Source organism: Nocardia brasiliensis NBRC 14402 (assembly GCF_000308475.2).
GTDB lineage: Bacteria > Actinomycetota > Actinomycetes > Mycobacteriales > Mycobacteriaceae > Nocardia > Nocardia brasiliensis.
On record NZ_BAFT02000057.1, the window covers coordinates 1 to 17,104 of the forward strand.

Annotated in this window: 16 protein-coding genes and 2 pseudogenes; 10 read left to right on the forward strand and 8 right to left on the reverse strand. The window is 68.5% G+C overall.

The window, feature by feature from the left end; translation table 11 throughout:
* Window positions 1-454: 454 nt before the first annotated feature.
* The 3 genes from TY25_RS17210 to TY25_RS17220 all read right to left on the reverse strand — a co-directional run bounded on the left by TY25_RS17210 (window position 455) and on the right by TY25_RS17220 (window position 2,525).
* On the reverse strand, window positions 455-1,402 hold the full coding sequence (locus TY25_RS17210; RefSeq protein WP_042257493.1) for a hypothetical protein: 948 nt from the start codon (window positions 1,400-1,402) through the stop codon (window positions 455-457).
* A gap of 101 nt (window positions 1,403-1,503) precedes the next feature.
* Window positions 1,504-2,160 (reverse strand): TetR/AcrR family transcriptional regulator, encoded by a 657-nt coding sequence (locus TY25_RS17215; protein ID WP_088607290.1) that lies wholly within the window; start codon window positions 2,158-2,160, stop codon window positions 1,504-1,506.
* Between the two features lie 5 nt (window positions 2,161-2,165).
* The gene (locus TY25_RS17220) at window positions 2,166-2,525 is read right to left on the reverse strand and encodes an SPW repeat domain-containing protein (protein WP_042257498.1); all 360 of its coding nucleotides are present in this window, start codon (window positions 2,523-2,525) and stop codon (window positions 2,166-2,168) included.
* A 154-nt stretch (window positions 2,526-2,679) separates the two neighbouring features.
* On the opposite strand from TY25_RS17220, the gene TY25_RS17225 reads away from it, so the two are divergent.
* The 3 genes from TY25_RS17225 to TY25_RS17235 all read left to right on the forward strand — a co-directional run bounded on the left by TY25_RS17225 (window position 2,680) and on the right by TY25_RS17235 (window position 5,522).
* Window positions 2,680-3,891 (forward strand): NAD(P)/FAD-dependent oxidoreductase, encoded by a 1,212-nt coding sequence (locus TY25_RS17225; RefSeq protein WP_226887158.1) that lies wholly within the window; start codon window positions 2,680-2,682, stop codon window positions 3,889-3,891.
* Between the two features lie 103 nt (window positions 3,892-3,994).
* Window positions 3,995-4,756, forward strand: coding sequence for a glutamate racemase (locus TY25_RS17230; RefSeq protein ID WP_029901617.1), 762 nt, complete (start codon window positions 3,995-3,997; stop codon window positions 4,754-4,756).
* 16 nt (window positions 4,757-4,772) lie between these two features.
* Window positions 4,773-5,522 (forward strand): DNA alkylation repair protein, encoded by a 750-nt coding sequence (locus tag TY25_RS17235; protein WP_042257959.1) that lies wholly within the window; start codon window positions 4,773-4,775, stop codon window positions 5,520-5,522.
* Window positions 5,523-5,526: 4 nt separating this feature from the next.
* On the opposite strand, the gene TY25_RS17240 is transcribed toward TY25_RS17235, so the two are convergent.
* Together TY25_RS17240 and mftR2 are read right to left on the reverse strand one after the other, a co-directional pair.
* The gene (locus TY25_RS17240; protein WP_042257504.1) at window positions 5,527-6,636 is read right to left on the reverse strand and encodes a ferredoxin--NADP reductase; all 1,110 of its coding nucleotides are present in this window, start codon (window positions 6,634-6,636) and stop codon (window positions 5,527-5,529) included.
* A gap of 58 nt (window positions 6,637-6,694) precedes the next feature.
* A complete protein-coding gene (gene mftR2, locus TY25_RS17245; RefSeq protein ID WP_226887159.1) occupies window positions 6,695-7,333 on the reverse strand; it encodes a mycofactocin system transcriptional regulator MftR2 in 639 nt (212 codons plus the stop codon).
* Window positions 7,334-7,684: 351 nt separating this feature from the next.
* Between mftR2 and mftA the strand changes: the two are divergent.
* The 7 genes and pseudogenes from mftA to TY25_RS42730 all read left to right on the forward strand — a co-directional run.
* Window positions 7,685-7,759, forward strand: a pseudogene (gene mftA, locus TY25_RS44675) (mycofactocin precursor MftA); the annotation flags it as partial.
* Between the two features lie 14 nt (window positions 7,760-7,773).
* Window positions 7,774-7,971: pseudogene (gene mftB / locus TY25_RS44085) on the forward strand (mycofactocin biosynthesis chaperone MftB); the annotation flags it as partial.
* 48 nt (window positions 7,972-8,019) lie between these two features.
* The gene (gene mftC / locus TY25_RS17250) at window positions 8,020-9,330 is read left to right on the forward strand and encodes a mycofactocin radical SAM maturase (RefSeq protein ID WP_370466210.1); all 1,311 of its coding nucleotides are present in this window, start codon (window positions 8,020-8,022) and stop codon (window positions 9,328-9,330) included.
* Window positions 9,331-9,560: 230 nt separating this feature from the next.
* A complete protein-coding gene (mftF, locus tag TY25_RS17255) occupies window positions 9,561-10,961 on the forward strand; it encodes a mycofactocin biosynthesis glycosyltransferase MftF (protein ID WP_042257506.1) in 1,401 nt (466 codons plus the stop codon).
* Window positions 10,962-10,988: 27 nt separating this feature from the next.
* Window positions 10,989-12,455 carry a mycofactocin dehydrogenase MftG gene (gene mftG / locus TY25_RS17260; RefSeq protein WP_042257508.1) on the forward strand — a complete coding sequence of 489 codons (1,467 nt, stop codon included), beginning with the start codon at window positions 10,989-10,991 and terminating at the stop codon, window positions 12,453-12,455.
* A 663-nt stretch (window positions 12,456-13,118) separates the two neighbouring features.
* Window positions 13,119-13,337 (forward strand): MbtH family protein, encoded by a 219-nt coding sequence (locus TY25_RS17265; protein ID WP_042257512.1) that lies wholly within the window; start codon window positions 13,119-13,121, stop codon window positions 13,335-13,337.
* Between the two features lie 122 nt (window positions 13,338-13,459).
* The gene (locus TY25_RS42730) at window positions 13,460-13,621 is read left to right on the forward strand and encodes a hypothetical protein (protein WP_156055107.1); all 162 of its coding nucleotides are present in this window, start codon (window positions 13,460-13,462) and stop codon (window positions 13,619-13,621) included.
* 17 nt (window positions 13,622-13,638) lie between these two features.
* Here the strand turns inward: TY25_RS42730 and TY25_RS17270 are convergent, their stop codons facing one another.
* The 3 genes from TY25_RS17270 to TY25_RS17280 all read right to left on the reverse strand — a co-directional run bounded on the left by TY25_RS17270 (window position 13,639) and on the right by TY25_RS17280 (window position 17,069).
* Window positions 13,639-14,985 carry a helix-turn-helix domain-containing protein gene (locus tag TY25_RS17270; protein WP_042257515.1) on the reverse strand — a complete coding sequence of 449 codons (1,347 nt, stop codon included), beginning with the start codon at window positions 14,983-14,985 and terminating at the stop codon, window positions 13,639-13,641.
* 394 nt (window positions 14,986-15,379) lie between these two features.
* On the reverse strand, window positions 15,380-16,252 hold the full coding sequence (locus tag TY25_RS17275) for an aldo/keto reductase (RefSeq protein ID WP_042257517.1): 873 nt from the start codon (window positions 16,250-16,252) through the stop codon (window positions 15,380-15,382).
* A 121-nt stretch (window positions 16,253-16,373) separates the two neighbouring features.
* Entirely contained in the window at window positions 16,374-17,069 is a 696-nt protein-coding gene (locus TY25_RS17280; RefSeq protein ID WP_042257520.1) for a type 1 glutamine amidotransferase domain-containing protein, read from the reverse strand.
* Window positions 17,070-17,104 lie beyond the last annotated feature (35 nt).

Here is a 17,104-nt window from a genome sequence, read left to right on the forward strand (position 1 = left end):
CCGGTGTGTCCCCCGGCGAGTCGGGGTGCGGGAAGACGGAAAGAGTGCGGGGAACTGGCCGATCCGGCGGCCGTAGGCAGCCTCCCTGCTCGTGGCCCGGATGTGACGCGCCAGGTACGCCGGTTCTGCGACGTCATGCCTGTTCCCGCACCCTTTCCGATCCTGACCCCGGTGTGTCCCCCGGCGAGTCGGGGTGCGGGAACACGGAAAGAGTGCGGGAACCCCGCCCGCGCCGCCCGCCCCGCGACGTAGGCATCCAGTGGACGATCCGGCGGCCGTAGGCAGCCGCCCTGCTCGCTGCCCGGATGCGGCGCGCCAGGAGCGCCGGTTCTGCGAGGTCACGCCTGTTCCCGCACCCTTTCCGATCCTGACCCCGGCGTGTCTCCCGGCGAGTCGGGGTGCGGGAGCACGGAAGGGGTGCGGGAGCACGGAAGGGGTGCGGGAACCCCTGCGCTCAGATCCGCGGCGTGGGCATCCAGTGGCCAGCCCGGCGACCGTAGGCAGCCGCCCGGCCCGCTGCACGAATGCGACGCGCCAGATGCGCCGGGTCTGCGAGGTCATGCCAAGTCCACCGCACCACCATCCACCCGAGCGCCCGGAGTCGGTCTGCCCGGTTCTTTTCGGCGACCACCACCTGTCCATGCGTTCGTAACGCGCTCTGACACTGCATCTTTCCGTCGAACTCCCCGATCACCCCCAGTTCGGGAAACAGGAAGTCCACCCGGCCCACGCACACTTCGTCGTCGGTGAAAACCCGGGCCTGCAACTCGGGCGCAGGCAGTCCGCCTTCCCGGAAAGCCACGCGACTCCGCGACTCCGCGATACTTCCACTGCGGCCGTCGAGAAAGTCGATGGTGTGGGCGGCCCGTCGAGCACCCCGGCGATGTCGGGCGCGGGAAAGGTACTCCTGCAGTTCCTCCGCCGTGGTGAGTCCCTGGTGCAGCGCGTTGTCCCCGATGACTACAGCCTGCTCGAAACTTGCCGAACGGGCGATGTCGATCACCGTCCGCGGTGCGGTGGTCACCTGGAGTCCGTTGACGATGGTGATCTCGTCCGGCGTCAGCTGTGCCGAATGGACCACCAACTGGTTGGTGACGCGTCCGCCGTTGATCCGGTTGCGGGTCAGGTGCACGCGGTCCAGCGGGATCGACCAGCACGGGACGCCGTGCAGCACCACGGCCGAACAGTGGCTGGCGACAGCGTCTTCCGACATCGCCTCGCAGGTCGCGAGCGCGAGCACCAGATGGCGCCCCGCCGGTGTGAGCCCCGGCTCGGGCGCGTTGACGTAGCGCCCGGACCGCACCCGCCACCACGACCCGTCCAGGCAACGCCTGCGCAGTTCACTATCGGAGATCCCCGCCGCCAGCGCCTGCTGCCGCGAGATCAGTTGCGGTGCATCCATACCGCGATCGTGAACCACCCGGCTCCCGGAAACCACCCGTCGCTCCCCAATTGGGGATAACACGCACCCTGTGCATAACTTTCGATCCCCACTTCGCGAACTCAGCCGAGCTGGGTCATCCCGGCGGCGACGACCTGGGCGACGTTGAGCAACTCGTCGGCGGTGGGAAGGGGCACGCCGTCGAGGGCGTGCAGCCGATCGGTGCTGGCGATGGCGAACATGGCCGAGACCCACGCGGCGGCGCAGGCGCGCAGGGTGCCGGGCCGCACCGGGGTGGGTGCGCTGGCCTGTAGCACTCGTGCGGTGACATCGAGCAATTGATCACGCAGACGGCGCAATTGGCGCCGCACGTCGGGGTGGGTGTCGGCCTCCCGCCACATGATCACCCGCAGCACCGAGGAGTGGTGGTCGCGCAGGTTCAACGCCGCGTCCAGCGCGACCAGGCTGGCCGCGGGATCGCCGGGCGCCACCACGGTGCCGATATCTTCGATCGGGTGGGCGGGGACGCGCTCGGCCATCAGGGTCGACAGGATCGAATCCTTGGTCGGGAAGTAATAGAAGACAAGACCTTTCGGCACGCCCGCGGCACCGGCGATGGCCGCCGTCGCGGTGGCGTCGAAGCCCTGTTCGGCGAAGAGCTGCTCGGCCGAGTCCAGGATGAGTTGCCGGGCGTCGCCGTCCACTTTCGCGCTGCGGCGACGCCCGGCGGCGGATTCCTTGCCCGGTCGGCGGGTGGCCCGCCGACCGGGTTTCGGCATCTGCATCAGTGGTGTGGCGCCATGCTGTGCAGACGTCCCGACACCGTCGGCAGCGCCGCTACCGCGACCACCGCCGTCACTACCCCGACTACCCATGCGGTCCAGGATGCGCCGCGGTAATCGCTGAAGTCCATGGCCCACGGGGAAATGAACAGCAGCACGCCGAACAGGCCCATCGCGTAGTCGGCGTTCGCGCCGAGGGCGGGCCGGTACATCTGCGCCAGCCCGGTGAGTGCGATGAGCACCCCGAGCACGATCAGCGACCACATCGCTTTGTCGGTGGTTTCCAGCCACAGGGGTGAGAGCGCGGCGAAGACGCCCAGCACTACGGCCAGGAAGTCCTGTGCGCGGCTTTCGGTGAACATGGTGTGCCTCCTAGGGCTCAGGATTATGTCCTACCTCTGGGTATAGACCTGATTGACCGCCCGATCAATATCGGAACGGCTACGATTGCACCGCGATTGCCGAGTGATCGGGCTCACTCCGGCAGCGCACCAAGCAACCGTTAGGGTGAGCTGCGTGGCACCTTCAGCAACAGACACCGCGCCGATCGTGATCGTGGGCGCCGGCCTGGCCGGCCTGCGCACCGCCGAGGAATTGCGCCGTACCGGATACGAGGGTGCGCTCGTCCTGCTGGGCGACGAACCGCGCCTGCCCTATGACCGGCCGCCGCTGTCCAAGCAGTTCGTCCGCGGCGAAACCGACGACACCACGCTGCGCCCCGACGAGTTCTACACCGAGAAACAGATCGATGTGCGGCTCGGCATCGAGGCCGTCGGCCTGGACACCGCGGCGCGGCAGGTGCGTCTCGCCGACGGTACGGCCCTCGACTACGCCCAGTTGATCATCGCCACCGGCCTGCGTCCGCGCCGTCTGCCCGGTCTGCCCGACCTGACCGGTGTGCACGTGCTGCGCGGCCACGCCGACGCTCTCGCTTTACGTAGCGAATTGGCGACGGCGACAACGGCGCTCGTGATCGGCGCGGGTTTCATCGGCTGCGAGCTGGCGGCCAGTTTCCGGGTCCGCGGCCTCGCGGTGGTGTTGGTAGAGCCGCAGCCGGCCCCGCTGGCCGGTGTGCTCGGCGAGCGGGTCGGCGAGTTGGTGGCCCGGATGCACCGCGCCGAGGGCGTCGACCTGCGCTGCGGGGTGGGGCTGCACACGCTGCTCGCGGCAGACGACCGGGTGCGCGGCGCGATCTTGTCCGACGGCACGGAGGTGGCCGCCGATCTGGTGGTGATCGGGGTCGGCTCGCGTCCGGTGACGGAGTGGCTGGCCGAATCCGGCATCGCGCTCGCCGATCCGGCGGCGGGCGGCGGGGTGCTGGCCGACGAGGTGGGGCGCACCTCGGCCGAGGGGGTCTGGGCGGTCGGCGACGTCGCCGCCTGGCAGCAGGAGGCCGGACACCGCAAGCGGATCGAACACTGGACCAACGCGGGCGAGCAGGCGCGGCTGGTCGCCTGCGCGCTGCTCGGCGCCGCTGCGCCGACCGCGGCCCGGGTGCCGTACTTCTGGAGCGACCAGTACGACGTGAAGATCCAGGCGCTCGGCACGCCGGCCGCGACCGACGATGTCGACGTGGCCGTCGACGACGGCCGCAAGTTCCTCGCCTACTACTCCAGAGACGGCAGGCTGACCGGCGTGGTCGGCGCGGGTACTACCGCACAGGTCATGAAGACCAGGGCGAAGATCGCTGCGGGCGCACCGGTTTCGGAGTTGCTCACGCCGAGCTGAGTGCGGTCGCGTGGTGCGGCCGAGCGCCGGGGGCCGGTGCCTGCCTGCCGCTCGAGCCGCCGTCGTGGGCACCGCGTCCGGGCCCTGTAATACGGTTGTCGATGTGATCGTCGCGCTCATCGATTCGGGTCTCGGCTTGCTGCCCACATCCGCTTGGCTGCGCAAGCTGCGGCCGGACGTGGATCTGCTGCTGCAATTGGACCCGGACGGCGCGCCGTGGGGGCCGAAACCGGAGCAATGGACGATCGACCGCGTGGTCCGGGCTGCCGGGATGTCGATCGAGCTGGGCGCCGAAGTCATCGTCATCCCGTGCAACACGGCCAGCGTCACCGCCCTGGAGCATGTGCGCGCGGAGGTCGGCCCCGATGTGCCGGTGATCGGCACCGTGCCCGCGATCAAACCGGCCGCGGCCGTCTGCCGCTCGGTGGCGGTGTGGGCCACCGCGGCGACCACCGCCAGCCGGTATCAGGCGGATCTGATCGCGAAGTTCGGCGGCAACGCCGACGTGGTCGGGGTGGCCTGCCATGGTCTGGCCGATGCGATCGACCGCGGTGACCTGGTCGGTGCGCGCGAGTCCATCGCGCGGGCGGTCGCGGAGACCCCCGACGACGTCGAAGGCGTCGTGCTCGGCTGTACGCACTATCCGCTGGTGATCGATGCCATCGTCGCCGCGCTGCCCGACGGCGTCCGGCTCTTCGACAGCGCGCAAGCCGTTGCCGCGCAGACCATCCGGCGTATGGACGCCCTCGGTCGCCCGACGCCGGGCAACGGCGCGGTGCTGGTCCGCAACAGCGGCCGACCCGGCGAGTTGCCCGCCAGCGCCGCGGCTTTCGAATCCGGCCGCATTCTGGGCGCCCAGGGTTGATGTGACCCGCCGGGAGGTGTCCGCGACGACCGAAGGCGCGCAGACCGCGGCCGCGGTGCAGGCCGCGCTGCGGGAGATCGCCGATCCCGCCGATGCGATCCATCTGCAACGGTTCTTCAAGACCGGCCCCGGTGAGTACGGCGAGGGCGACATGTTCGTCGGCGTACGCGTCCCGGCGACCCGCGGTGTCGCGAAACGCTTTGCGGCACTACCCCTCGACGAGATCGACCTCCTGCTGGACAGTCCCGTGCACGAGGACCGTCTCGCCGGGTTGGTCGTGCTCAATGCCCGGTTCGCCAAGGCGTCCAAGCCGCGCACCTTCGACGACGCGGCGCGCGCGGAAATGGTGGACCGCTATCTGGCCGCCGTGCGCCGGGGCCGGGTGAACAACTGGGATCTGGTCGACGTGTCCGCCGAGAACATCATCGGTCCGTGGCTGCTGGACAAACCACGTGAGCTGCTGTTCGAATTGGCCGCCGCGGACTCGTTGTGGGAGCGGCGGGTCGCGCTGCTGTCGACCTTCGCCTTCATCAAATCCGGGGACGCCACAACCACATTCGCGCTGTCCGAGCGGCTGCTCGACGATCGCCGCGACCTCATTCAGAAGGCCCTCGGCTGGATGCTGCGCGAGGTGGGCAAGCGGATCGATCAGCGCCTGCTCACCGGCTTCCTGGACAAGCATGCCGCCGATCTAGGTCGCACCGCGCTCAGCTACGCGACCGAACATCTCGATCCCGCGGTGCGCGCGCACTATCGCGCGCGCTGAGCGATCAGAACTGGATCTTCAGGTGATCGGTCACCGGATGTGCCTGGCAGCCGAGGATATAGCCGTTCTCGATGTCCTCGGGGTCGAGGATCTCGGCGTTGTCCATCTCGACCTTGCCCTCTAGCACCGTGCACGCGCACGACCCGCATTCGCCCTCCTGGCAGGAATACGGCACGTCGAGGCCCTTGGCCAGCATGATGTCCACCAGGGTCTGCTTGCGCGGCCAGGACAGCTCGTGCACCTCGCCGTCGAGTTCCACCTCGACCGTGGCGGCCTCGGCCGCTTCCGCGTCGGACACCTCGACCGGCGCCTGGTCCGCGAACGGGTCGCCCGCAAGGGAATTGAACACTTCGGCGTGCGTGCGCGAGCGCGGCACGCCGAGCTGGGCGAGCGCGTCGTGCACCCGGTCCATGAACGGTTTCGGCCCGCACATGAACGCTTCGAAGCTCTGGTAGGGCGAGGCCAGGGTGGCCAGCGCGTCGGCGGTCGGCAGGCCCTGCAGGTGCTCGAGCCAGTGGATCACGGTCAGGCGCTGCGGATGTTTGTCGGCCAGGTCGCGCAGTTCGTCGGCGAAGATCACCGAGTCGTGGTCACGGTTGGCGTACACCAGCACAATTCGGCCGCTGCCCCGCGCGAGCGCCGATTTCAGGATCGACATCACCGGTGTGATGCCGCTGCCCGCACCGAACAGCAGCAGGTCCGCGTCGAGATCCTTCGGCGTGAAAACACCTGAGGGCGGCAGCAGTTCGAGCGAGTCGCCCGCTTTCACGTTGTCGCACACCCAGTTCGAGCCGTAGCCGCCGGCGGTCCGCTTGACGGTGACCTTCGGGCGGTCGTCGGTGAACGGCGAACTGGCCAGGGAATAGCACCGCGCCACCGAGCCGGTCAGGTCGCTGGGGATGCGCAGGGTGAGGAACTGGCCGGGGTGGTAGCGGAACCGCTCGGCGAGTTCGTCGGGCACGTCGAAGACCAGCGAACAGGTATCGGGCGTTTCCGTGATGACCGCTGCTACCCGCAGCACGACCGAACGTGAGCCGTGCGGAACCTCGACGGTTGGCCCACCCGTCGCCCGACCGCCACCCCCCACAGGATCGCTCCGCGATGCTGCATCCATATTCGTCCTCTCGACTACCCAGCGCTACTCGGCGCCAAAACTAGAACGTGTTTCAGTTTTATCGTACGTCGGACGTCGGCTGCCGGACAAGCTGGGCCTCCAGTCCGGCGATCAGCACCTCCATGCCGAAGTCGTAGGCGTACTTCCCGCGCAGGTCGGCCATGTACTTGGTGGCACGTTCGACGGCATTCGGGAGTGCGACATCCGACAGCGGCGCGCGGTCGCGGGGGTTCACTCGGCTGCGGCCGAACAGGTAGGTGTGAATGGTGGCATAGGCGGCCAGCACATTGCGGTCGTTGAAGCCCGCCTCGAACAGGATCTCCATGATGGCGGCGATCAGGTCGAGCTGTTTGCCGAGCATCTGCTCGATCAGCACGTCGCCCAGGCCGGGGTGCTTGCGCAGCTTCTCGTCGATCTGGTCGATGAGATCGCGCAGCCGGATCTGCCACGGGCCGGATTCGGCTGGCGGCGTGCGCACTCCGGTGAGCGCGGCGGTGGCGACCAGGTCGAGCAGCTCGCGTTTGTCCGCGACGTAGTAATACGGCGCCATCGGGGAAACTCCGAGTTCACGGGAGAGCCGTCGCATCGACAGTTTCTCCACGCCGTCTTCGCGGACCACTCGCAGCGCGGCCTCGACGATCTCGGACTCCGACAGAGTGTTGCCGCCCCCGCTCGCCTGCATTCGTCCGACTCCCATGCCACCTCTACCACCGCGGGCGCCTGTCGCCCGTCCCGTCCTGTTCAGCTGCTTTCTCTCCGAAGTCTAGAGGGCGCGGCCGCGCCCGGGTCGGTGTGCGGGTGACTCCGGCGCAATGGTGACGACCGACTCCGGCCGATCGACGCGGGCGCGGGCAGGCCGTTCTGCCGGCGGCGGCGAAGTCGCACACAAGAACGTGTTCCATTTTGTCAGCGAATGACGTTATCGTGTGACGGGGGCTACATCGGGTAGCCACCGGACGCTTGCTCGGAGGTAGACATGCCGGAATACGGAGCCAACGGACACGCCGAGACCGACCACTCGGGCACGGTCGGCACCACCGAACCGCGCGAGGACACCGCACCGCTGGTCGAGGAGAGCCTCATCGAAGAGGTCTCCATCGACGGTATGTGCGGCGTCTACTGACAGGCGGAACGACCATGTTCGATCTCGACGACCGATGGCAGCTGCACCCCAGGGTGGCGCTGCGCCCGGAACCGTTCGGTGCTTTGCTCTACCATTTCGGCACCCGCAAACTCTCCTTCCTGAAGAGTCCGCGGATCGTCGAGATCGTGCGGTCGCTGCCCGCACATCAGTCCGCGCGGGCGGCGCTGGGCGCCGCGGGCATCTCGGCGGAGAATTCCGCGCAGTATGTGAAAGCGCTGACACAGCTGGTCGATTCGGAGATGATCATCGAGGCGTCCGCCGCTGCTACGCGGGCGCCCGCCGCCGCCGCTGCTGTGAGCGCGGCACCGTCGACGGCGGGGGTGGTCCCGCCGTCCGACGCGGCGGTACCGCTGGTAGATCGGTTCGAATCCGGTCTGGCGGCGCCGATTTGCCTCACCTGGGAACTGACCTACGCCTGCAACCTGTCCTGTGTGCACTGCCTGTCCTCGTCCGGCCGGCGCGATCCGCGCGAGCTCAGCACCGAACAGTGCAAGGCGCTGATCGACGAGTTCGAGCGCATGCAGGTGTTCTACGTGAACATCGGTGGCGGCGAACCCACGGTGCGCCCGGACTTCTGGGAACTGGTCGACTACGCGACCGCGCACCACGTCGGCGTGAAGTTCTCCACCAACGGAGTTCGGATCACGCCCGCGGTGGCCGCCCGGCTGGCCGCGAGTGACTATGTCGACGTACAGATTTCACTAGACGGCGCGGATGCGGCGGTGAACGACGCGGTGCGCGGGCCGGGTTCGTACGCGATGGCCATCCGCGCGCTGGAGAACCTCGCCGCGGCCGGTTTCCGCGACGCGAAGCTGTCCGTCGTGGCGACCAGGCACAACATCGGTCAGCTCGACGAGTTCCGGGCGATCGCCGAAAAATACGGCGCGACTTTGCGATTGACCAGGCTGCGGCCGTCCGGCCGCGGCGCGGACGTGTGGGACGAGCTGCATCCGACCCAGGAGCAGCAGCGGGTGCTCTACGACTGGCTGCTGCGCAACGGCGAGGGCGTGCTCACCGGCGACTCGTTCTTCCACCTGTCCGCGTTCGGTCAGGCGCTGCCCGGGCTGAACCTGTGCGGGGCCGGACGGGTGGTCTGCCTGGTCGACCCGCTCGGCGACGTGTACGCCTGCCCGTTCGCCATCCATGACCGATTCCATGCCGGAAACGTGGTGGCGGACGGCGGTTTTCGCACCGTGTGGCAGGAGTCCGAGCTGTTCGCGGAGTTGCGTGCGCCCAGCGGCGGCGGTGCCTGCGCGTCGTGCAGTCACTACGACTCGTGCCGCGGCGGCTGCATGGCGGCCAAGTTCTTCACCGGTCTGCCCGCCGACGGACCGGACCCGGAATGCGTCCAGGGGTACGGCGAGGCGGCGCTGGCCGACCCGGCGCGGCTGATCCCGCGCTCCTCGGTCGACCACTCGCGGCGCGTGACACCACGCACCGGCGCACGCAAACCCGCGCCCGTGCCGTTGACCCTGTCGGTGACGCGCCCGAGCGGATTTTCACCTGAACGGCGCCCGGCGCGCGCCTGTGACGAGAGTCCGCTGGCTTAAGCGAGGGCAATTGCCAGTCGTGTGCTGCCGAACGCGCGGCGGTCGAGTTCCGGTTTCGACCGGCCGATTGCCGTCTCGTTGCCGAATGCTGGAATCGTGTGAAATGCGCCGCGCCAACTTTGTCGGCGATATCCGTCGCGGCGCGTCGGCGGGCCCGATTCGTGCGGAATTCTGTCCTTTTAACCGGACTGATGATGCTTGTTCGCGAATCTCCGCCTAGCATGCCAGGAATGCGCCATGATCGCCTGCCCGACGGATTCGGGGTGCGGATTGATCCACGGGTACGCGCATACTCCGGAGGACGAGTGCTGATCGGCGGTTCTCCCGCCCGGTTGCTGCGTCTTGCCCCGGAGGCCGCCGAGATGATCGGCGACGGGTACCTCGAGGTGACCGGGCCGAAGTCCGCGACCGTTGCCAGACGGCTGCTCGACTCCGGTGTCGCGAACCCGCGTCCGCGTCTGCTGCCCTCGCCCGAGGACGTCACCGTCATTGTGCCGCTGTACAACAACCCCGACGGGCTGGCCCGGCTGCTCGCGGCGCTGCGCGGCCACAACGTCATCGTGGTCGACGACGGCTCGGACCAGCCGGTGCACATCCCGCGCGATCGGGGCACCCGCTGCCGGGTCACCGTGCTGCGCCACGATCAGCGGCAGGGTCCGGCGGCCGCGCGCAATGCCGGATTGAAGGCCGCGACAACCGACTTCGTCGCCTTTCTGGATTCCGACGTGGTGCCGCGCAGCGGTTGGCTCGAGGTGATGCTCGGGCACTTCAGCGATCCGGAGGTGGCGCTGGTGGCCCCGCGGATCGTCGCGCTGGACCCGGAGTCCAACGCACTGGCCCGCTACGAGCACACCCGCTCCTCGTTGGATCTGGGCAGGCGTGAGGCGGCCGTGCAGTCGCACGGGCTGGTGTCCTACGTGCCGAGCGCCGCGCTGCTGGTGCGCCGCCGCGCCTTGCTCGCGCAGGACGGCTTCGACGAGTCGATGCAGGTCGCCGAGGATGTCGACCTGTGCTGGCGGCTGGAGCAGGCGGGCTGGCGCCTGCGCTATGAGCCCGCCGCCCATGTCGCGCACGACCACCGGGTGTCCTTCCGTGCCTGGTTCGGCCGAAAGATGTTCTACGGCACGGGCGCCGCGCCGCTCGGTGAGCGGCACCCGGGGATGGTCTCGCCGCTGTCGCTGCCGTCGTGGACCATGCTGGCGGCCTTCCTCTTCGCCACCAAGTCCAAGTGGGGCCTGCTCGGCGGGCTGGTCACCCTGGCGACCGCGCTGGTGCGACTACGCCGGGTGTTCGCCGAGCTGGACAACCCGACCCGGATCGCCGCGATCTACCTCTCGCGCGGCTTCTTCGCCGGGCTGTGGCGGCTGGCCTCGGCGATGTGCCGGCACTACTGGCCGGTGACGCTGCTGGCGATGGTGGCCTCCAGGCGAATTCGGCGCATCGCGATCACCATGGCGGTCGCGGACGGCCTGGCCGACTGGTTCACCCATCGCGACGCCGGCGGCCTCGATCCGGTGCGCTATGTGGCCTACAAGCGGCTCGACGATATCGCCTACGGCACCGGGCTCTGGGTCGGCGCCTTCCGTGCCCGCAGCCCGGAATCGCTGAAACCCACTGCGCCGTCGCACTGATTCGCCGACGGGTCGATCGGACGGCGGATGACCGAGACGCTGATCGTCGGCGGCGGCACGGCGGGCTGTGTGCTCGCCGCGCGGCTGAGCGAGCACCCGGACCACACCGTGCGGCTGCTCGAGGCGGGCCCGGTGTGGCGCGCACCCGCCGAGGTGCCGGCGCGATTGCGCGACGCCACGCGGCTGCCGCTCGAGGCGGATACCCCGTGGCTGTGGCGCTATCCGATTTCGCTGGCCGCGGCGGACGGCGCCGAGCAGACCGGAAACATTGTGCGCGGCAGGGCGATCGGCGGTTCGAGCGCGGTGAACGGCAGCTATTTCGTGCGCGCCGCGCCCGCGGATTTCGCGGCGTGGCGCCAGGTACTGAATGGCGCGAATACCTGGTCCTTCGACGCGGTGCTGCCCGCGTATCGCCGCTCGGAACACGATCTGGATTTCGGTGACCGGCGCTGGCACGGCCGTGCCGGCCCGATTCCGGTGCGGCGCAGCGCCGATCCGGTACCGCTGAGCGAGGAATTCGCCAACGCCTGTGTGGTCGCGGGATTTCCGCTGCTTTCCGATTTGAACGCGCCCGCCGACACCACCGACGGCGTGGGGCGGGTGCCGTGCAATATCGCCGACGGGGTGCGCACCAGTACCGCGCTCGCTTATCTGTTGCCTGCGCTGACTCGGCCGAATCTCACCGTGCACGGTGATACTTCGGCGCTTCGCATTGTTTTTCGCGGTACCCGGGCGGTCGGCGTCGAAGTGCTGCGTGCCGGTCGGATCGAAACGGTGTGGGCCGATCGGATCGTGCTCAGCGCGGGGGCCATCGAAACCGCGGCGCTGCTGCTGCGTTCGGGTGTCGGCGATCCCGAACAGCTTCGGGCGTCGGGAATTCCGGTGGTGCATCCGGCACCGGTCGGCGCCTGGTGCACCGACCATCCTGAAATCGGCCTCGAATATCGCCTGGCCGCACCGGCGCGGGCGGCCGTCGCCTTGGAATATGCGCTGGCCTTGGACGACCTCGAATTCCGGCCTTACACGGTCGCTTTCACGCCCGGCACCTATCGTCTCGGGGTGGCGCTGATGCGACCGGAGTCCGCGGGCTCGGTGCGGCTGCGTGCGGCCGACCCGGCGACCCCGCCGGACATCCGGCTCGGTCATCTGCGTGCGGAGCGCGATCGGGCCCGGCTGCGCACCGCGGTCGATATCGCGATGGACCTGCTGCATCGCATGTCGGCGCAACCGCGTACCGACCCGAGGCCCCGATCGCCCGCGCAGGCCGACGCCTGGCTGCGCGCGAACCTGGCGACCTCGCAACACCTGTCGGGCACCTGCCGCATGGGCCCGCCGCTCGACGAGCGCGCGGTCGTGGACGAGCGCTGCCGGGTGCACGGCGTCACCGGTCTGGCGATCGTCGACCTGTCCGTCGTCCCCGTGCCGCTGGGTCGCGGGCCGCAGGCGACGGTGGTGATGATCGCCGAACACGCCGCGACTCATCTCACCACCTGAGACGAGATCCGGCCCGCGACGTAGCGAACTGGTCGACCGACCCGGTGTTTAAAGGAAAACGCCCCCATTTATTGGGGCAGGCGTTAATGTTCGCCATGCCTGCCCGCAGGGGCATCGGCCAGCTGTTGTTTTGCCGCTCGAGGAGGCTCTGGTGCTATATGCGGAGTGGGGTTGCGGCATGCCCGGTGAGCTGTATCCGTCGGGGGTACAGCTCACCACAACCGGTCCGGCCCAGTGCCGTTCGGCGCGGCTACCGTTCCCGACTCCGCCACCCGGCCCGATCCGCACCGGCATGTGTCCCGAACCGCCGGAAATGTCGGTCACCCCCAGTAGGCTGAACCAAGCAGCGGCCGAACCGGATCGACGGTTCTCCGACGCCGAAGGCGGGCAGCTGCGTCAGGCTTCGCCGGTGCCGGACTCAGGGAAGGTTCGGCACCGGCGGGGATTCCGGCCGCCGGCCGTCACACCACTTCGTCGCACTCGTCACAGTTCCGCCCATCCGGGCCACGCTCGTCTGCCGCGCACCTCCGCGCGCGACGCGAAGCCCCGCGGATCGTGGCGCTTTTTTCGTTTCGGCGCGATCGCGCCCGCACCACCCAGCGGGACCGCGCCGTGGCACCTGACCCCCGAAAACCCTGACCCGACCAGGAAGCTAGGAAACCGATGAACAACCCCTTCGACAACGACGACGCCCAGTTCTACGTCTTGATCAATGCCGATGGCGAGCACTCGTTATGGCCCGTTTTCGCCGCCGTACCGGGCGGCTGGACGATCGCCTACGGGGCGGCGGCCCGCAAAGCGTGCCTGCACTACGTCGAAACCCATTGGACCGATATGCGTCCCAAGTCGCTCATCGAAGCCGGGTCCGGCGAAACCTCCTGAGGTAGCGCCGAACCCGAAAAACCACCCATATTGGCGGGGTGCGTCGGCTCCCATCCCCCCTGCCGGTCGACGCACCTCGCCCCCTACTCGTACTCTGCTGCGCCCCAGTGCATCATGTACGTATGACGAATCAACGGATCAACCCCACGCTGCCGGAGACGTTGATCGCAGCCGCCCGTCGCTGGGAGTCCGGCCGCCCGACACCCGCGCAGACACAACAGATCAGCGGTTGGCTCACCGGTGTCATGCACCGCGCCCGCCCGCAGGATGCAACGAATACATAACGGCCCGGGAGGGTTCGTCAGGCCCTGGTTCGGGATGCCTCGAGCACCGACCGGGCGTGCTGGCGCCAGCCCGTGACCGCGCGCCCGCGAAAGCCGGTCAGCGCGGTGTCGAACTGCTTGGCGCGCTTGGTGACAGTCAATCCGATATAGGTGTTGTTCCCGGTGATCGCTTGTGTCGCAATGGAACACGCTTCGTCGATCTCGCCCGCGGTCAGCAACGCGGTGGCGTGCTCGAAGCGAACCAGCGCGGGCTCCATTGTTTCTCGCGGGTCGTACAGGGTGAGGGCGCGGGCCGCGGCTTTCGCGGTTTCGCCGGCGCGGCCGAGTCGTGCGTTGCCGATCGCCTGATAGAAGGCGAGTTTCTCCGGGCGATAAGAAAAGATTCCGACCGTAAGTTCTTGCTGGTCAATATCTTCCAATGCGCGGGCAGATTTCTCGATGCACCGCGCGAACTGGTCGGCATTTCCGAGGCTGGCGTGCGCGCGGGCCGCCATTCCCCACAGCCAGGCCGCCGCGGGCCCGTGTGCCGGATTATCGTCGAGCCGCCCGCCGAGCAGGTTCAGGACTTCCTTCGGTTTGTCGCTGTAGGTCGGCAGATACGCGAGACCGGCCAGCGCGATATCCTCCGAGTAGCGGTCGCCGATGTCCTGTGCGGCATGGATCGCCGTGCCGTACCACATCCGGGCTTGTCCGAAATGTCCTTCGTTGAACAGGATTTCGCCGACCACGTTGGCGAGCCGTCCCGCCGTGCGAACCAGCCGGACCTGATGATGGGTCGCCTGTCGCTGGGCGAGCGCGCCACGGACCGTGCGGAACTGCTCCAGCGTGGGGTGCAGCAGTTCGTGCGGCGGTAGATGCACCACGCGTTTGCCGAGTTCTTCGACCGAGTGCTCGAGCAAGCCGAGCCGTCGCTCGCTCATCGACCCGGCATCCAGGGTGGCCAGCATCTTCTCCGGCTCGCTCGCGATCAACTCGGCGGCCCGGCCGGTCAGGCCCACGCCGATGCAGGCCAATAACTCTCGCCTTCTCACGTCGTCATCCTCGACTTCCTTGTCGAGCCCGATGTCCCTACCGAGCTGGGTGTGCGGATCGGGCGCCGGGTCGGAGTCCGCGAGGTCGAAGCCGGAGCCCCGACCTGCCGTGACAGTCCGCTCGAAGCGCGCGACGACGGCCGGATCGGCATCGGACACGACCTTGTCCAGCAGACGCTGGCTGGCGGCATGCATCCGATTCGTCCGGCCGTTTTCCCACAGGACAACGGTGCGCGGGGTGACGCCCACCAGACGCGCGAATTCGTACCGGCTTCGCCGCATCGCGGCGCGAAGCGCACGGACATCCTCGCCCGTCCAGTCGATCTCAACCATAGGTCCCGCTTCCTCGCACCAGGCTGATACAAACGGAAACTACCCGCAATTACCGCATTCGGGACTGTTATCCACCGAATCGCAACGTGCACGCTGAATCACGCACCCGGCGCCGGGGTTCTGCCCAAACCCTCACGAGGGCGCCGGCATTCCGGAATCCAGCGCGCGGTCCCGGCACGGCCTGATCCATCCGTGTCGAGCGTGATTCCGGTTGGCGCCTTCGGTGCCGGGTGCACCGACATTGCGTGGAGGTGAACAATGCCGCATTTCCCCCGGTATCACGGGGAATTATGGTGCGCGCAAAGCAGTCCCGGCAATCGCCGGGCCCCGAGAAATAAAACTGGACAGTCTCCGGTGGGACTGTCCAGTTTCGGGGAACTCGCGCGATGGTGACTCAGACCGCCGCGGCGAGACTTTCGAATTCTTTGTCGGTCAGGGTGATACCCGCGGCCGCGGTGTTCTCCTCGGCGTGCGCGACCCTGGACGTCCCCGGGATCGGCAACAGCACCGGCGAGCGGCGCAGCAGCCAGGCCAGCGCCAGTTGCGCGGGCGTGGCGCCGTGCTCCGCGGCGATGGCATCGAGCGGACCGCCGGGCGCGGCCAGCGTGCCGGTGGCGATCGGGTACCAAGGGATGAACGCGATGTTCTCGCGTTCCGCGTAGTCCAGAACGTCCTCGTCGGTGCGGTTGGACAGGTTGTAGAGGTTCTGCACCGACACTATGGTGGCGATCTCACGCGCTTGCGCCAGCTGCGCGACGCTCACCTGGGACAGGCCGATGTGCCGAATCTTGCCCTCCTGCTGCAGCAGCGCCAGCTCGCCGAGCTGGTCGGCCAGCGGTACCTGCGGATCGATCCGATGCAGCTGGTAGAGGTCGATCCGGTCCAGGCCGAGGTGGCGCAGGCTGAGTTCGGTTTGCTGGCGCAGGTATTCGGGCCGGCCGACGGCCCGCCAATCGCCGGGGCCGCTGCGGGTGAAGCCGCCCTTGGTGGCGATCACGAGGTCGTCGGGATACGGGTGCAAGGCCTTCCGGATGAGCTGCTCGCTGACGAACGGGCCGTAGGAGTCGGCGGTGTCGATGAAGTTCACGCCTAGTTCGACGACCCGGCGCAGCACCCGCACCGCCTCGTCGGGATCGGCGGGATCACCCCAGACGCCCGGCCCGGTCAGTTGCATGGCGCCGAAACCGAGCCGATGGACGGGCAGGTCTGCGCCGATCGCGAAGGTCCCGGACGCGGCGGCGGGCCGGGCGTTGAGGTCGGTGCTCATATGATGCGGTTCCTTCCGAAGTGGAATTACGCGAAAGCGGACGAGCCTTACTGCGGACCAGACGTGACGACGTCACTATCGCGACCAACGTCTCGACCCCGCCGACGATTCCCGTGGCCGCTCAGGCCAGCTTGTTCAGCAGCTCCGCGGCGACCGGCGCGGACGACGCCGGATTCTGGCCGGTGATCAGGTTGCGGTCCACCACGACCTTCGGCGCCCACGGCTCGCCCTCCTGGAAGTTCGCGCCGAGTTCGACGAGCCGGTCCTGTAGCAGCCACTTGGCCTTGTCGGCCAGACCGCCCTGCCGCTCCTCGGCATTGGTGAATCCGGTGAGGGTGTAGCCGGCGAAGGCGTTGGTTCCGTCGGCGTTCGTGGCGGCGAGCAGGGCGGCCGGACCGTGGCAGACCACCGCGAGCGGTTTGCCGGATCGCAGTGCGGCGGTGAGGAGTTCGCCGGATTCGCGGTTCACCGCGAGGTCTTCCATCGGCCCGTGCCCGCCCGGGTAGTAGACCGCGGCGTAGTCGGCGAGGTCGACCTGGGCGAGATCGGCGGGCCGCTGCAATTCGACGGCGTTCGCGAGTGTTTCGGCCCGTTTGTCGGCGATGTCCTGTCCGCCGTTGTACTCGGCGGCCAGGCTGCCCTTGTCCACCGGTGGCACGAGACCCCCGGGCGTGGCGACCACGATCTCGTGGCCGGCCGCTTTGGCCGCTTCGTAGGGCACCGCGAACTCCTCGGCCCAGAAGCCGGTGGGGTGCAGGGTGCCGTCGGCCAGGGTCCAGTGGTCGGCACCGGTCAGTACGAACAGTATTTTCGCCATGTCTTCGACCCTAGGTACGGGTACGGAAGGTGGCC

Excerpts from the sequence above, each read along its gene's own strand:
- TY25_RS17210 (WP_042257493.1), bottom strand. The coding sequence starts at position 1,402 with ATGGATGCACCGCAACTGATCTCGCGGCAGCAGGCGCTGGCGGCGGGG.
- TY25_RS17215 (WP_088607290.1), bottom strand. The coding sequence starts at position 2,160 with ATGCCGAAACCCGGTCGGCGGGCCACCCGCCGACCGGGCAAGGAATCC.
- TY25_RS17220 (WP_042257498.1), bottom strand. The coding sequence starts at position 2,525 with ATGTTCACCGAAAGCCGCGCACAGGACTTCCTGGCCGTAGTGCTGGGC.
- TY25_RS17240 (WP_042257504.1), bottom strand. The coding sequence starts at position 6,636 with ATGGATGCAGCATCGCGGAGCGATCCTGTGGGGGGTGGCGGTCGGGCG.
- mftR2 (WP_226887159.1), bottom strand. The coding sequence starts at position 7,333 with ATGGGAGTCGGACGAATGCAGGCGAGCGGGGGCGGCAACACTCTGTCG.
- mftC (WP_370466210.1), top strand. The coding sequence starts at position 8,020 with ATGATCATCGAGGCGTCCGCCGCTGCTACGCGGGCGCCCGCCGCCGCC.
- mftF (WP_042257506.1), top strand. The coding sequence starts at position 9,561 with ATGCGCCATGATCGCCTGCCCGACGGATTCGGGGTGCGGATTGATCCA.
- mftG (WP_042257508.1), top strand. The coding sequence starts at position 10,989 with ATGACCGAGACGCTGATCGTCGGCGGCGGCACGGCGGGCTGTGTGCTC.
- TY25_RS17265 (WP_042257512.1), top strand. The coding sequence starts at position 13,119 with ATGAACAACCCCTTCGACAACGACGACGCCCAGTTCTACGTCTTGATC.
- TY25_RS42730 (WP_156055107.1), top strand. The coding sequence starts at position 13,460 with ATGACGAATCAACGGATCAACCCCACGCTGCCGGAGACGTTGATCGCA.
- TY25_RS17270 (WP_042257515.1), bottom strand. The coding sequence starts at position 14,985 with ATGGTTGAGATCGACTGGACGGGCGAGGATGTCCGTGCGCTTCGCGCC.
- TY25_RS17275 (WP_042257517.1), bottom strand. The coding sequence starts at position 16,252 with ATGAGCACCGACCTCAACGCCCGGCCCGCCGCCGCGTCCGGGACCTTC.
- TY25_RS17280 (WP_042257520.1), bottom strand. The coding sequence starts at position 17,069 with ATGGCGAAAATACTGTTCGTACTGACCGGTGCCGACCACTGGACCCTG.